A 13,744-nucleotide genomic window follows, 5' to 3' on the forward strand; every position below is an offset into this window, starting at 1 on the left:
ACCGCTTGACGCCCCGGTGCACCGCGATTCTGCTTGACCTTTGCGGCCCACCTCTGTTGAACCCCTCGTGTCCTTCCCTACACGAGGTGGCAGTCCCCAATGGACGATCAGAACAAAAATCTTATTCTCGCAACCGTACTCAGCTTTCTGGTGATCCTCGGGTGGTATACCTTCTTCCCGCCGCCGGAACCGGAACAGGCGCCGGAAACCGCGATCAGCGAAACCGCCCCGGCAGGCGACACCGCCGCCGCGCCCAGCGCCGCGGGCGCCGATGCGGTGGCAGACACCGCCCCGGAACAGGCCGCCGCCCCGGATGCGCCGCGCGTTGCCATCGACACGCCCCGCGTCACCGGCAGCATTTCGCTGCAGGGCGGCCGGATCGACGACCTGTCGCTGAAGGACTACCGCGAGACGCTGGACGAAGATTCCCCGATCGTCAAACTGCTGAAACCGGTGGGCGAGGCCGGCGCCTATTACGCGCTCTACGGCTGGGCACCGGGTGCAGGCCTCACGCTCAGCGACGTGCCGGGCGCCAACACCCTCTGGTCGGCTGCGGACGGCGCCACCCTGTCCGCCGACAGCCCGGTCACGCTCACCTGGGACAACGGCAAGGGCCTGACCTTCTCGCGCACCATCGCGGTGGATGAGGACTACATGTTCTCGGTCACCCAGTCGGTTGCCAACGCCTCCGGCGGCACCGTGTCGCTGGCGCCCTACGGCACCCTGGCCCGCCACGGCCAGCCCGAGGGGCTGAAGAACTTCTTCATCCTGCACGAAGGCCTGGTCGGCATGACCGACGGCGAGCTGGCAGAGACCGACTATGACGACATGGCCGACTTTGAGCCCGACCCGCGCGACGGCTCCAAGTCCAGCGTCAAGCAGGTCGAGGCGAACGGCTGGATCGGCTTCACCGACCACTACTGGATGTCCACCCTGGTGCCCGCACCGGGCCAGGGCTTCCGCTCGATCGCCAAGTTCGACGAGCGCCGCGAAATCTACCAGACCGACATCGTGCTGCCGACCGTCACCGTGGCAGAGGGCCAGTCCTCGGAAGTCACCACCCAGCTGTTTGCCGGCGCCAAGGAATGGGAAGCCATCCGCGGCTACGAGAAGGCGGGCATCGAGGGCTTCCTGGACGTGATCGACTGGGGCTGGTTCTTCTTCCTGACCAAGCCGATGTTCTGGCTGCTGCACAACCTCAACGTCCTGATCGGCAACATGGGCTGGGCGATCATCGGCCTCACCGTGGTGATCAAGATCCTGGTGTTCCCGCTGGCCTACAAATCCTACGCCTCGATGGCCAAGATGAAAGAGCTTCAGCCGGAGATGGAGAAGCTCAAGGAGCGCGCCGGCGACGACCGCCAGAAGATGCAGAAGGAGATGATGGAGCTCTACAAGCGGGAGAAAGTGAACCCCGCCGCGGGCTGCCTGCCGATCCTGATCCAGATCCCGATCTTCTTCTCGCTCTACAAGGTGATCTTCGTCACCCTGGAACTGCGCCACGCCCCGTTCTTCGGCCCGTTCCAGGACCTCAGCGCGCCGGATCCGACCTCGATCATGAACCTCTTTGGCCTGCTGCCCTTTGCGGCTCCGGCGCCGGAAAGCGTGCTGGCGCTGGTCTTCATCGGTATCCTGCCGATCCTGCTCGGCATCTCGATGTGGCTGCAGCAGAAGCTGAACCCGGCGCCCACCGACCCGACCCAGCAGATGATCTTCGCCTGGATGCCCTGGGTGTTCATGTTCATGCTCGGCGGCTTTGCCTCCGGCCTGGTGGTCTACTGGATCGCCAACAACACGATCACCTTCACCCAGCAGTACCTGATCATGCGCAGCCACGGCTACACGCCGGACGTGTTCGGCAACATCAAGTCGAGCTTCAAGAAGAAGCCCAAGGCTGACAGCTGATGACGCACCAAGTTACAGACATCTGGCGCCACCCGCTCAAATCCCACGGGCGGGAAGCGCTGGAGAGAGTAACCCTGACCGCCGGGCAGACCATGCCCGGCGATCGCGTTTGGGCGGTTGCAAACGAGCAGTCCAAGGCCGACGGCAGCAAATGGGTGGTCTGCGGCAACTTCTCCCGCGGGTCGCAGTCCCCTGCCCTGATGGCCATTGATGCCCGGCTGGACGACGCCAGCGGCCAGCTGACGCTGACCCACCCGCAGCGGCCTGACATCACCTTTGATCCCGAGAACCCGGCAGACCTCCAGCGCTTTCTCAATTGGGAAAAGCCGCTGCTGCCGAGCACCGCCCGAGCCTCAGCCCGCATCGTCCGGGTGCCGGGCCGCGGCATGACCGACACCGATTTCCCCTCCATCACCCTGTGCAATTGGGCCTCCCACCGCGCGGTGGAGCAGGCCATCACCCACAAACTGTCGCCCCTGCGCTGGCGCGGCAACATCTGGTTCGACCTGGATGATCCTTGGGCCGAAAACGATTGGCTGGGCCGCGAGGTGCAGATCGGCACGGCCGTCTTTGCGGTGCGCGAGCGGGTGGTGCGCTGCCTGGCGACCACTGCCAACCCCGAAACCGGCGAACGCGACGCCGATACGCTCAAGACCCTGAAAGAGAATTGGGGCCACCAGGATTTCTCGGTCTACGCCGAGGTGGTGCGCGGCGGTGAAATCCGCCTGGGCGACGCGGTAAAGGTGCTGTGATGCAGATGCAATTTTCCCTGGCCGAAGCGCCGGACGACATTTCCGCCGAAAAGGGCCGCAAGCTGTTTGCGGGCGAGACCGAGTTCCTCAAGGGCGTGGTGGCGATGAACGGCCTGCCGGACGCTGACCGGGTGGAGGTCTGCTTTGCCGGCCGGTCCAACGTCGGCAAGTCGAGCCTGATCAACGCGCTGACCGGCACCAAGGGCATTGCGCGCGCCTCCAACACACCGGGCCGCACACAGGAGATCAACTTCTTCACCCAGGGCCCCGACCTGTACCTGGTCGACCTGCCCGGCTATGGCTATGCCAACGCGCCGCTCAAGGTGGTGGAGCAATGGCAGAAGCTGCTGAAACGCTACCTAAGCGGCCGCCAGAACCTGCGCCGCGCCTTTGTGCTGATCGACAGCCGCCACGGCGTGAAGGCGGTGGATGACGAGATCATGAAGCTGCTGGACAGCTCTGCCGTCACTTTTCAGTGTGTGATGACCAAGGCCGACAAGGTCAAGGAAAAGGACCGCGCCAAGGTGCTGGAGCAGGTGAAGGGCGCGCTGGCCAAACACCCGGCGGCCTATCCGGAGATCGTGCTGACCTCCTCCGAGAAGGGCGACGGCATCGCCACCCTGCGCTCGATCATCGCCGGGCTGTAACAGACGTGCTCAGCCGCCTGCCCTCCCTGCTGGTTGTGATCGCCCTGGCCGTGGCCGGGCTGATCCCGTCCGGCTGGATGCCGGGCACGGCGCAGGGCGGCAAGGTGCTCCTGGTGATCTGTACCGGCCACGGGCCGGTGGAAACCTGGGTTGATCTGGACAGCGGCGAACCCCACGCACCTGCCGAGCAGATGGAGGACCGCAGCTGTCCCTTTGCGGCCCTTGGCGCGGTGGCGCTGCTGCCGGACAGCCTGATTGATCTGAACCTGGAAACACCTCTCAGCGACCGCTGGTCGCGCGAGGCCTTCACCCATCACACCGCCGGTTTCCACTGGCGCTATGACGCCCGCGGCCCGCCCGCACTCTCCTGATTTTCTGAACACTTCTGACTTTTTCGCCGGCGCCCCGCGCGACCGACCCCGTTCCGGTATGGAGAGACCCAATGGCAACCAGCCAACCGCATTCCGCGGGCCAGATGCGCCCGCTTACCGAGAAATTTTACTTCGCCGTCTGGCGCTGGCATTTCTATGCCGGCCTGTTTGTGATCCCCTTCCTGATCATGCTGGCCGTCACCGGACTGATGATGATGTTCATCACCCAAGTAGACGGCCGCGACGGCGAGAAGATCACCGTCACCCAGGGCGCCGCCGAACTGAGCATCCCCGCGCAGGAGGCCGCCGTATTGGCCGCGCAGCCCGGCACCATCGCCGAATGGATCGGCCCCAAGGCCCCGGATCTGGCCACCGTGTTCCGGGTAAAAACAGATGAGGGCCAGCGCCTGGTCGCCCTTGACCAGTACAGCGGCGAGGTGATCAAGGTCTGGGACCGCCGCGCAGGCTGGTACGACTTTGCCGACAACATCCACTCCACCTTGCTGATCGGCGACACCGGCGACCGGCTGATCGAGATTGCTGCGGGCCTTGGCATCGTGCTGGTGCTGACCGGGCTTTACCTGTGGTGGCCGCGCGGCAATGCCGTCAGCGCCTTTGTCCCCAACGTCCGCGCGCGCGGCCGCGCCCTATGGAAGAACCTGCACGCGGTGACCGGTTTCTGGATGTCGGCGCTCTTGGTGATCTTCCTGATTTCGGGCCTGTCGTGGACCGGCATCTGGGGCGGACAGATGATGCAGGCCTGGAGCACCTTCCCCGCCGCGAAATGGGACAACGTGCCCTTGTCGGATGACATCCACGCCAGCATGAACCACGGGTCCACCAACGACGTGCCCTGGGCGCTGGAACAGACCCCGATGCCCGCTTCCGGCTCTGACGCGGGCATCACCGGCACGGCGGAGGGCGTCCCCGTCGATGCTGCCAACCTGATCGCCCTGGGCCGGAGCCTGGGGATGGAGGGCCGCTTCCGCCTCGCCTACCCCGGCGGCGAAACAGGCGTCTGGACCCTCAACCGCGACAGCATGAGCGGCGACGGCGACAGCCCCTTCATCGACCGCACCGTGCATGTCGACCAGTACAGCGGCAGGATCCTCGCCGACGTGAAGTACGAAGACTACTCCTGGGCGGGCAAGGCGATGGCCGTCAGCATCCCCTTCCACATGGGGCTGATGGGCACCTGGAGCTTCGTGCTGAACGTGGTGTTCTGTCTCGCGGTGATCTTCGTCTGTATCTCCGGCCTGGTGATGTGGGTCAAGCGCCGCCCCGCCGGTGCCGCCCGCCTGGCCGCGCCGCCGGAACCGGCAGAGATGCCGTTCTGGAAAGGCGCTGCGCTGATCGCCGTTCTGGTCTCGCTGGCCTTCCCGCTCACCGGCCTGGCGCTGCTGGCCGCGCTGGCCTTTGACGTGCTGCTGCTCGGCAACCTGCCGGTGCTGAAACGCGCGGTGAGCTGACGAAAAACTGAGGGCAGCGCCCGACCCTGGGTGGGTGCGAAAGCGCCCTCCCGCGGGGAGGGTCGGGCGCTGCCCGGCGCGCTTCGCGCTTGTTCCGGGCTTTAAACGTGCTGCGCGCCGTTCACCTCGATCTCGGTGCCGGAGATATAGGAACTCTCTTGCGAGCACAGGAAGTAGATCGCCGCCGCCACTTCCTCCGGCTGGCCCAGCCGCTGCATCGGCAGCTTCTCGACGATTTTCTCGGTGCCGGGCGACAGGATCGAGGTTTCCACCTCGCCCGGGGCAATCGCATTCACCCGCACGCCCAGCGGCCCGAAATCATGCGCCATCTCCCGCGTCAGCGCCGCCAGTGCCGCCTTGGAGGTGGCATAGGCGGCGCCGGCAAAGGGATGCACCCGGCTGCCCGCGATCGAGGTCACATTTACCACCGAGCCCTTGGCCGCCGCCAGTTCCTCCTTCAGGCCGCGGGCCAGCACCACCGAGGCAAAGAAGTTCACATGGAACACCTTGCCCCAGTCCATCAGATCGGTGTCCAGCGTGCTCAGCCGTTCGCCGTTCGGCCCCTTGGGCGAGATGCCCGCATTGTTGACCAGCGCGTCCAGCCGCCCGTCCAGCAGTTCCTGGATCTGGCCCACCGCGTTGATCGTGTCCGACGGGTCCGACAGGTCCAGCTGCACATGGTTCTCCTGGCCGCCGCCCCAGGGGCATTCCACGGGGAACGGATGGCGCGAGCAGGTGATCACCCGCCAGCCCTCGGCATTGAAGCGGCGCACGGTGGCATGGCCGATGCCGCGGCTGGCGCCCGTCAGCAATAGTGTCTTCTGGCGCATGGCGCCCTCCTGATGAGAGAATCTGCGCCGAGCCTAGCATCCGCGCCGCCATCTGCAACGGGGTGCGCCAAAGCCTCCCCTTGGCAGCGGCGCCGGAACCCCGTAACACATTCTGACCAAGGGATGATGCAGCAATGAAGAAACAAGATATGAACCGCGATTGGATTGCCACCGCCGAAACCCTCTCCAGCGCGCTGCCCTATTTCCAGCGCTTTGCGGGGGCGATTGTCGTCATCAAGCTCGGCGGCCACGCCATGGGCAGCGACGAGGCGATGGAGACCTTTGCCCGCGACATCGTGCTGATGCGCCAGGTCGGGGTGAACCCGGTGATCGTGCATGGCGGCGGGCCGATGATCAACGCGATGCTGGAAAAGCTGCAGATCAAATCCGATTTCGTGAACGGCAAGCGGGTCACTGATGCCGCCACCATGGAAGTGGTGGAGATGGTGCTGTCCGGCGTCGTTAACAAGCGCATCGTGCAGGCGATCAACAGCCAGGGCGGCCGCGCCGTCGGCCTGTCGGGCAAGGACGCGAACCTGATCACCTGCGATCAGGCCGACCCGGATCTGGGCTTTGTCGGCGCGCCTGCGGAAATGGACCCCAAGGTGCTGCACGGGCTGTTTGAGAAGAACATGATCCCGGTCATTGCCCCCATCGGCGCGGGCCGGGGCGGCGAGACCTACAACATCAACGGCGACACCGCTGCCGGCGCCATTGCCAAGGCGCTGCAGGCCGACCGCCTGCTGCTGCTGACCGATGTGGCCGGCGTCAAGAACGCCGACGGCGAAGTGGTCACCGAACTGAAGGCCGCGGATGTCGAGGAGATGACCGCCGGCGGCGTCATCGCCGGCGGCATGATCCCCAAGACCGAAACCGCGCTGGACGCGGTCCGGGGCGGCGTGCGCGCCTGCATCATCGTCGACGGGCGGGTGCAGAACGCGGTGCTGCTGGAGCTTTACACCGACCACGGCGCAGGCTCTATGATCCGCGCCTGACGGCGCGCCGCGCGAAACTCAAGAGGGGCGCTGCCCCTCTTGGTCACGCGGGCCATTCCGAGCCGGAAAATTTTCAGCCGGATGAGCAGGAGATCCTGCCCTCAGCTTCCCGGCGCCTTGTAAGCACCCGCGATGGAGCCCGCCTTTTTCTGGATTTCGGTGAATTCATCCGAGGTGAAGGCCCGGACGGTCTTGAGGTTGCTGACCGCGCCGCTGGCGCCGGTCGCCAGCAGGCCCGCCAGCAGGCTGGACACATCATCAATCGTGACCTTGATCGCGAAATCATGGTCCCCCGTGGTCAGATAGAATGTCTCCAGCTTTCCGCCCGCCGCCTCGACAAGGGCGCGGGCCGCGGCCTCGCGGTCGCTGGGGCTGTCGATCATCGCCTTCATCGCAGAAGACGTGTAGTTCCCGGTCACGATAAATCTTGGCATTCAGTCTCTCCCTGGGGCGGAAGATGCAGGCCAGCTGCAGGCACGATGCCGGATATTCCGGCCTGCATGCCCCGCGCGGATCATAGCATGGATCACGCTTCCGGCATATGAGGAAGCCCGGCCTTGCCTGCGGGGGGCTTGCCTTTGGCCCGATATTGCGCATCGCTGGCGTTATGGAGCATGAAACCCTGATCCGCCTTGCGATCTTTCTGGCCCTGTTTGCGCTGCTCGCCGCGGCAGAGGCCCGGGCGCCGCGGCGCGCGCGCAGCCTGCCGCGGCGCCGCCGCTGGCAGACCAATCTGCTGATGACCGTGCTCAACACGCTCACCCTGCGGGCGCTGGCCCTGGGCCTGCCGCTGCTGGCGGTGGGCGCGGCGCTGGACGCGGCAGAGCACGGCTGGGGGCTGCTGAATGCGCTGGCTTGGCCCGCCTGGGCAGAGCTGCTGCTGGCGGTGCTGGTGATGGATTTCGCGATCTGGCTGCAGCATCTGCTGACCCACAAGGTGCCCGTCCTGTGGCGGCTGCACCGGGTGCACCACGCCGACCGGGACATGGATGTGACCACCGCGGTGCGCTTTCATCCCGTCGAGATCGCGCTGTCGATGCTGGTGAAGATCGGGCTGGTGTACCTGCTGGGGCCGTCCGCCCTGGCCGTTGTCCTGTTCGAGGTGCTGCTGAACGGCACCGCGCTGTTCACCCACGCCAACCTGGCGCTGCCGCCGCGGCTCGACCGGGCGCTGCGCCTGCTGCTGGTTACCCCGGACATGCACCGGGTGCATCATTCGCAGCTGCGCGCCGAGCATGACAGCAATTACGGCTTTGCCCTGTCGGTCTGGGACCGCCTGTTCGGCACCTATGTGGCGCAGCCCGGCCGCGGCCACCACGGCATGACGGTGGGGCTGGAATGGCAGGACGGCCGCCCGGCGCAGCTGGGCTGGAGCCTGCTCTTGCCGTTCCGCCGCCGCTGAGAAGCGGCAGCGGGATGACGCCGGCAGGCCCCGTCCCGGCGCTTTTGCCCTGCACCGTCCGTGCGCCGCTGCTAGGCTGCTGCAAACCCACCCGCTCCGGAGCCCCGCCCAGATGAGCCTGACCGGCACCCCCGCCCCCCGCCGCAGCGGCGCCCCGTCTTATGCCGCCGCAGAGGCCGCCGCGGCAGAGGCCGGGCTGGCCGTCCAGGGTGCGCTGCACCCCGCCCGCCAGCCGGTCCAGGCGCTGGAGGGCGGCACCCTGCTGCTCCTGGGCACGGACCGCAGCTTCTGGCCGCTGCTGAAGGCTGCCCCGGAATACCGCGACGGCGCCCCGGACCCGGTCGACCGCTGGTCGGTGCGGGTGGTCGGGGCGCTGGCAGAAACTCTGGGCGGCAGCGCGTATTTTCCGTTCGGCGGGCCGCCCTACACGCCCTTCATCAACTGGGCGCTGGCGTCGGGCCGGTTTTTCACATCGCCGTCACAGATGATGGTGCATGATCAGGCCGGCATGATGATTTCCTTGCGGGGGGCCATTCATTTTGAACAGGAATTTGACATCCCCCCTCCGCCTTTGGCAAAGTCGCCCTGCCTTAGCTGCCCTACCCGTCCCTGCCTTGCCGCCTGCCCGGTTTCGGCGCTGTCGGACGGAGCCCCCTACGACCTGGCGGCTTGCCACGGCTATCTCGACACACGCGCAGGTGCCGGCTGCATGACCGGCGGCTGCCTTTCCCGGCTGGCCTGCCCGCTGAGCCGCACCGCCCGCCGGAACCCGGAACAAACCGCACACCATATGAGGCATTTTCACCCGCAATGACCTGCACCCTGATCCTGACCCGCCACGCCAAATCCGCTTGGGACACCAATGTGCCCAGCGACCACGCCCGCCCGCTGAACAAGCGCGGCCGCCGCTCCGCCCCGGCCATTGCCGCCTGGCTGCGCGACAACGGCTACCTGCCGGATCAGGTGATCTCCTCCTCCTCGCAGCGCACCCGCGAAACCTGCGAGCTGATGGAGCTGGGGGTGCCCGCGCGGTTCACCGAGCGGCTGTACCATGCCAACTCCGAGATCATCTTCAAGGTGCTGAGCGAGGCGGAGCAGAAGCGGGTCCTGCTGATCGGCCACAACCCCGGCATCGCCGCCTTTGCCCACACCATCGTGTCCAGCCCGCCGGACCATTCGCGTTTCGACGACTACCCGACCGGTGCCACGCTGGTGGTGGAGTTCGACATCGGCAGCTGGAAGGACCTCACCTGGAGCAGCGGCAGGGTGATTGATTTCGCGGTCCCGCGGGAGCTTCTGGGCGAGTAGTCCCTGTGGCAAGGCAGCGCATCCCGCGCAGGAGGCCTCTGGCGCCCGCGCACCTGCGTGACTAGATAATCAGCCGGACAGACATTTGCCGGACTGGAGACCGTCATGCACCGCCGTTCCCTGCTGCTGGCCGCAGCCGCCCTCCCCTTCGCCGCCCTGCCGGGGTTCGCCGCGGCAGCGGAGACCATCCGCATCATGAAGTCGCCCACCTGCGGCTGCTGCACCGCCTGGGCCGATCATCTGGCCGCCGCCGGTTTCCAGACCGAGGTGCGCAATGTGGCGGATGACGACCTGTGGGCGATGAAGGAGCGGCTGGGCGTCAGCGGCGATCTGGCCTCCTGCCACACCGCGATGGCCGGGCCTTACGTGATCGAGGGCCATGTGCCCGCGGCAGACATCCAGCGGCTGCTGGCGGAACAGCCCGCGGCGCTGGGGCTGACGGTGCCGGGAATGCCGATCGGCTCGCCGGGGATGGAGATGGGCGGCGAGCGCGAGGCGTTCGACACCCTGCTGATCCTGGCCGATGGCTCGACCGAAGTGTTTGCCAGCCATTCCTGACCCAAGCCGGCCTGATCAGGGCTTTTGAAACGAAGAAGGCCGGGCGCATTGCCCGGCCTTTCCGTTTGGTGATGCCGCGTAGGGTGGGCAATTCTGCCCACCGCCATGCGTTGCCTCAGTGGCCCAGGATCTGGCTGAGGAACAGCTTGGTGCGGTCGCTCTTCGGGTTGTTGAAGAACTCTTCCGGCTCGTTCTGTTCGACGATCTGGCCCGCATCCATAAAGATCACCCGGTTCGCCACCTGGCGGGCAAAGCCCATCTCGTGGGTCACGCAGAGCATGGTCATGCCTTCCTCGGCCAGTTCGATCATGGTGTCGAGCACCTCCTTGATCATCTCCGGGTCGAGCGCCGACGTGGGTTCATCGAACAGCATGATGCGCGGCATCATGCAGAGCGAGCGCGCGATCGCCACACGCTGCTGCTGGCCGCCCGACAGCATGCCCGGGTACTTGTGGGCCTGCTCCGGGATCTTCACCTTCTCCAGGAAGTGCATCGCCCGCTCTTCGGCTTCCTTCTTAGGCGTCTTGCGGACCCAGATCGGCGCCAGGGTGCAGTTCTCCAGGATGGTCAGATGCGGGAACAGGTTGAAGTGCTGGAACACCATGCCGACCTCGGAACGGATCTTGTCGATGTTCTTGAGGTCGTTGGACAGCTCCGTGCCATCCACCACGATCTTGCCCTGCTGGTGCTCTTCCAGCGCATTGAGGCAGCGGATCAGGGTGGATTTGCCGGAACCCGACGGGCCCGCGATCACGATCCGCTCGCCCTGGTTGACGGTCAGATTGATGTCGCGCAGCACGTGGAAGGACCCGTACCACTTGTTCATGTTGGTGATTTCGATGGCAACCTCGTCGCTCACCTGCATTTTGGAGCGGTCGATTGCGCGGTCAGACATAAGTTCAGACATATGTTGAACTCCTTAACGGTGGTCCGTCTTGAGCTTGCGCTCAAGGTACATGGAATAGCGGGACATGGAGAAGCAGACGACGAAGAACAGCACCGCGATGAACGCGAACAGTTCCCAGTAGATGCCGTTCCATGCGGTGTCTGCGCGGATCGCGCTGGCAAGGCCGATCACATCGAACAAGCCGATGATCGATACCAGGGTCGTATCCTTGAAGATCCCGATGAAGGTGCTCACGATGCCCGGAATGGAGATTTTCAGGGCTTGGGGCATGATGATCAGGCGCTGTGCCTGCCAGTAGTTGAGGCCGAGCGAGTCGGCGCCCTCATACTGGCCTCTGGGCAAGGCAGCCAGACCGCCCCGGATCACCTCAGCCATGTAGGCGGCGGAGAACAGGGTCATCATGATCATCACCCGCAGGATGATGTCAAAGTTGGTTCCCGGCGGCAGGAAGATGTTCAAGAGCAGCGACGCCACGAACAAGAGAGTGATCAGCGGCACGCCGCGGATGAACTCGATGAAGCCGACGCAGATGTACTTGACGATGATCAGGTCGGACTGGCGACCGAGCGCCAGCACGATGCCGATCGGCAGCGAGACACCAATGGCCACGACCCCCAGCATGATCGCCAGCATGAAGCCGCCGAACTGGCGGCTCTGGACCGCTTCGATGCCGATGGGCAGCACCGAGGACAGCGCCCCGGCAACCGGGCCAGCCAGGATAAACCACCAGATCAGCGCGGCAACAACACCGGCAATCATCGCCCACAGCTCACCAATCGCCGCGGCGGCGTGTTTGATGATCAGGAAACCGATGACAAAACCCAGCGCGGCGCAGACCGGCCCCCAGATGGTGCCGCCCCACATCAGGAACGGCATGATGAAGGGGTAGGCCGTGGTCAGGATCAGCATCTTGGACGAGACCTTGTCCGAGAACAGGATCGGGCTGAGGGCTGCCAGCAGCAACACCAGGGCCAGGATCGGGCGCCAGTACAGGTGGTTCGGGTAGAAGCCGAACAGCAGCTGCAGCCAACGCTCCCGGATCACGCCCCAGCAGGCGTGGCCATGGGTCGACTCCCAGGTGCCTTTCATGATCTCACGGCACTCGCTCAGCGAGTCCGCGTTCCAGACCGACTGGAAGATCCAGGGCAGGACGCCGGACAGCACATAGTAGATGGCGCCGATCGACAGAACCGTCAGGATGGCGTTCAGCCAGCTGGAGAACAGGTTGTGCCGGACCCAGCCGATGACCCCGACCTCGGAGGCCGGCGGGTCCTTCTCAGGAAGCATTTCGGTGCGGACAAATCCAATATCAGACATCTCAGCGCTCCTTCAGCTTCACGGCTTCGTTGTACCAGTTCATGATCGCCGAAATGGTCAGCGAGATACCCAGGTACACCAGCATCAGCATCAGAACGCATTCCAGCTCGCGTCCCGTTTGGTTCATGGTGATGCCGCCAAGGGTGCCGGTAATGTCCATGTAGCCCACGGCGATCGCCAGCGACGAGTTCTTGGTCAGGTTCAGATAGTTGGAGATCAGCGGCGGGATGATCACCCGCAGCGCCTGCGGCAGGATCACCAGCGACATGGTCCGGTTCGGGCGCAGGCCCAGGGCGGATGCCGCCTCGGTCTGGCCCTTGGAGATTGCCAGGATGCCGGCCCGCACGATTTCCGCGATGAAGGCCGCGGTGTACAGCGACAGCGCCAGCCACAGGGCGATCAGCGAGTTGCGCAGATGGGTGCCGCCCTGGAAGTTGAAGCCCTTCAGCTCCGGGTACCCCAGGTGGAAGCCCAGCGCGATCAGCAGAACAAGGATCGGCAGCACGATCACCGCGGTGCGCATATGCCAGGTCTTGGGCCGGTCGCCGGTGGTCTCCTGGATGTGGTCAGCGCGCTGGCGCATCTTGATGGAGGCGAAAATGCTCAGGCCCAGCACCACCAGGATTGCGATCAGATCCAGGGAAACATCGAACCGCAAAGGGGAGCTGCCGAACAGGTGAATGTCACCCAGCGAACGGGAGAACAGGGGTTCCGGAATATAGGTGCCGCGGTTGGTCACCACCATGGCGCCGGTCTCGACACCTCTGTAGACCTTGGGGTGCGGCGTCGCTTCGGTGACGATGGCGAAAATCAGCACGATCCACAACAGCACCGGCACGTTGCGGAACATCTCGACATAGATCGTCATCAGGCGGGCAACCAGCCAGTTGGACGACAGCCGCAGGACGCCGACCAGCACACCAATGACGGTGGCCGCGATGCAGCCGAGGAAGGCAATCACCAGCGTGTTCAAGAGGCCCAGGAAGGCGGCACGCAGGTGGCTGTCCTGGTTGTTGTAGTCGAGCAGACGCTGGTTGATGTCGTACCCGGCGGTTTCGCCCAGGAACTTGAAGGCGACCGGTTTGCCCAGCGTGTTGAGGTTGATGATCGTGTTGTTGATCAGCCAGGCTGCCAGAAGCATGAACCCGAACATGGCGATGACCTGGATGGTCGCCGACCGGTAGCGGGTGTCGTAAAGGAGCATGGACAGCCGGAACTGCTCCTTTGGCGGGTCAGTAAGCGTTGACATATATTGTGATCCCCTGACTCCGGTTTCCTGATCC

Annotated in this window: 15 protein-coding genes; 10 read left to right on the plus strand and 5 right to left on the minus strand. The window is 65.1% G+C overall.

Going from position 1 to position 13,744, the window contains the following annotated elements:
* Positions 1-99: 99 nt before the first annotated feature.
* From yidC to KUW17_RS14695, 5 genes are all read left to right on the plus strand, one after another.
* Complete coding sequence (yidC, locus tag KUW17_RS14675; protein WP_222480412.1) at positions 100-1,905, plus strand: membrane protein insertase YidC; 1,806 nt, start codon at positions 100-102, stop codon at positions 1,903-1,905.
* Positions 1,905-2,657: an MOSC domain-containing protein gene (locus KUW17_RS14680; protein ID WP_222480414.1), complete on the plus strand. Its 753-nt coding sequence runs from the start codon at positions 1,905-1,907 to the stop codon at positions 2,655-2,657. The genes yidC and KUW17_RS14680 overlap by 1 nt, the downstream gene beginning before the upstream one ends.
* A complete protein-coding gene (gene yihA / locus KUW17_RS14685) occupies positions 2,657-3,304 on the plus strand; it encodes a ribosome biogenesis GTP-binding protein YihA/YsxC (RefSeq protein WP_039151083.1) in 648 nt (215 codons plus the stop codon). Before KUW17_RS14680 ends, yihA begins: the two co-directional genes overlap by 1 nt.
* A gap of 5 nt (positions 3,305-3,309) precedes the next feature.
* A complete protein-coding gene (locus KUW17_RS14690; RefSeq protein WP_222480416.1) occupies positions 3,310-3,675 on the plus strand; it encodes a DUF2946 family protein in 366 nt (121 codons plus the stop codon).
* 71 nt (positions 3,676-3,746) lie between these two features.
* Entirely contained in the window at positions 3,747-5,144 is a 1,398-nt protein-coding gene (locus KUW17_RS14695) for a PepSY-associated TM helix domain-containing protein (protein WP_222480418.1), read from the plus strand.
* A 101-nt stretch (positions 5,145-5,245) separates the two neighbouring features.
* On the opposite strand, the gene KUW17_RS14700 is transcribed toward KUW17_RS14695, so the two are convergent.
* Complete coding sequence (locus KUW17_RS14700) at positions 5,246-5,974, minus strand: SDR family NAD(P)-dependent oxidoreductase (RefSeq protein ID WP_222480420.1); 729 nt, start codon at positions 5,972-5,974, stop codon at positions 5,246-5,248.
* A gap of 134 nt (positions 5,975-6,108) precedes the next feature.
* On the opposite strand from KUW17_RS14700, the gene argB reads away from it, so the two are divergent.
* Positions 6,109-6,969, plus strand: a complete 861-nt coding sequence (gene argB / locus KUW17_RS14705; protein WP_222480422.1) for an acetylglutamate kinase — start codon at positions 6,109-6,111, stop codon at positions 6,967-6,969.
* A 101-nt stretch (positions 6,970-7,070) separates the two neighbouring features.
* Here the strand turns inward: argB and KUW17_RS14710 are convergent, their stop codons facing one another.
* The gene (locus tag KUW17_RS14710) at positions 7,071-7,403 is read right to left on the minus strand and encodes a GYD domain-containing protein (RefSeq protein ID WP_222480424.1); all 333 of its coding nucleotides are present in this window, start codon (positions 7,401-7,403) and stop codon (positions 7,071-7,073) included.
* Positions 7,404-7,576: 173 nt separating this feature from the next.
* On the opposite strand from KUW17_RS14710, the gene KUW17_RS14715 reads away from it, so the two are divergent.
* The 4 genes from KUW17_RS14715 to KUW17_RS14730 all read left to right on the plus strand — a co-directional run bounded on the left by KUW17_RS14715 (position 7,577) and on the right by KUW17_RS14730 (position 10,237).
* Complete coding sequence (locus tag KUW17_RS14715) at positions 7,577-8,371, plus strand: sterol desaturase family protein (protein WP_222480426.1); 795 nt, start codon at positions 7,577-7,579, stop codon at positions 8,369-8,371.
* Positions 8,372-8,483: 112 nt separating this feature from the next.
* On the plus strand, positions 8,484-9,185 hold the full coding sequence (locus KUW17_RS14720; protein WP_222480428.1) for a ferredoxin: 702 nt from the start codon (positions 8,484-8,486) through the stop codon (positions 9,183-9,185).
* A complete protein-coding gene (locus KUW17_RS14725) occupies positions 9,182-9,679 on the plus strand; it encodes a SixA phosphatase family protein (RefSeq protein WP_222480430.1) in 498 nt (165 codons plus the stop codon). The genes KUW17_RS14720 and KUW17_RS14725 overlap by 4 nt, the downstream gene beginning before the upstream one ends.
* A gap of 105 nt (positions 9,680-9,784) precedes the next feature.
* Positions 9,785-10,237, plus strand: coding sequence for a DUF411 domain-containing protein (locus KUW17_RS14730; RefSeq protein ID WP_222480432.1), 453 nt, complete (start codon positions 9,785-9,787; stop codon positions 10,235-10,237).
* Positions 10,238-10,352: 115 nt separating this feature from the next.
* On the opposite strand, the gene KUW17_RS14735 is transcribed toward KUW17_RS14730, so the two are convergent.
* The 3 genes from KUW17_RS14735 to KUW17_RS14745 are packed head-to-tail and all read right to left on the minus strand — an operon-like array spanning position 10,353 to position 13,710.
* Positions 10,353-11,144, minus strand: a complete 792-nt coding sequence (locus KUW17_RS14735) for an amino acid ABC transporter ATP-binding protein (RefSeq protein ID WP_039173494.1) — start codon at positions 11,142-11,144, stop codon at positions 10,353-10,355.
* Between the two features lie 12 nt (positions 11,145-11,156).
* Positions 11,157-12,461 (minus strand): amino acid ABC transporter permease, encoded by a 1,305-nt coding sequence (locus KUW17_RS14740; protein ID WP_222480434.1) that lies wholly within the window; start codon positions 12,459-12,461, stop codon positions 11,157-11,159.
* A 1-nt stretch (position 12,462) separates the two neighbouring features.
* Positions 12,463-13,710, minus strand: coding sequence for an amino acid ABC transporter permease (locus KUW17_RS14745; RefSeq protein ID WP_222480436.1), 1,248 nt, complete (start codon positions 13,708-13,710; stop codon positions 12,463-12,465).
* Between the last annotated feature and the right edge of the window lie 34 nt (positions 13,711-13,744).

Source organism: Leisingera aquaemixtae, assembly GCF_019801145.1.
Lineage (GTDB): Bacteria > Pseudomonadota > Alphaproteobacteria > Rhodobacterales > Rhodobacteraceae > Leisingera > Leisingera aquaemixtae_A.

Excerpts from the sequence above, each read along its gene's own strand:
- yidC (WP_222480412.1), top strand. The coding sequence starts at position 100 with ATGGACGATCAGAACAAAAATCTTATTCTCGCAACCGTACTCAGCTTT.
- KUW17_RS14680 (WP_222480414.1), top strand. The coding sequence starts at position 1,905 with ATGACGCACCAAGTTACAGACATCTGGCGCCACCCGCTCAAATCCCAC.
- yihA (WP_039151083.1), top strand. The coding sequence starts at position 2,657 with ATGCAGATGCAATTTTCCCTGGCCGAAGCGCCGGACGACATTTCCGCC.
- KUW17_RS14695 (WP_222480418.1), top strand. The coding sequence starts at position 3,747 with ATGGCAACCAGCCAACCGCATTCCGCGGGCCAGATGCGCCCGCTTACC.
- KUW17_RS14700 (WP_222480420.1), bottom strand. The coding sequence starts at position 5,974 with ATGCGCCAGAAGACACTATTGCTGACGGGCGCCAGCCGCGGCATCGGC.
- argB (WP_222480422.1), top strand. The coding sequence starts at position 6,109 with ATGAAGAAACAAGATATGAACCGCGATTGGATTGCCACCGCCGAAACC.
- KUW17_RS14710 (WP_222480424.1), bottom strand. The coding sequence starts at position 7,403 with ATGCCAAGATTTATCGTGACCGGGAACTACACGTCTTCTGCGATGAAG.
- KUW17_RS14715 (WP_222480426.1), top strand. The coding sequence starts at position 7,577 with ATGGAGCATGAAACCCTGATCCGCCTTGCGATCTTTCTGGCCCTGTTT.
- KUW17_RS14720 (WP_222480428.1), top strand. The coding sequence starts at position 8,484 with ATGAGCCTGACCGGCACCCCCGCCCCCCGCCGCAGCGGCGCCCCGTCT.
- KUW17_RS14725 (WP_222480430.1), top strand. The coding sequence starts at position 9,182 with ATGACCTGCACCCTGATCCTGACCCGCCACGCCAAATCCGCTTGGGAC.
- KUW17_RS14730 (WP_222480432.1), top strand. The coding sequence starts at position 9,785 with ATGCACCGCCGTTCCCTGCTGCTGGCCGCAGCCGCCCTCCCCTTCGCC.
- KUW17_RS14735 (WP_039173494.1), bottom strand. The coding sequence starts at position 11,144 with ATGTCTGAACTTATGTCTGACCGCGCAATCGACCGCTCCAAAATGCAG.
- KUW17_RS14740 (WP_222480434.1), bottom strand. The coding sequence starts at position 12,461 with ATGTCTGATATTGGATTTGTCCGCACCGAAATGCTTCCTGAGAAGGAC.
- KUW17_RS14745 (WP_222480436.1), bottom strand. The coding sequence starts at position 13,710 with ATGTCAACGCTTACTGACCCGCCAAAGGAGCAGTTCCGGCTGTCCATG.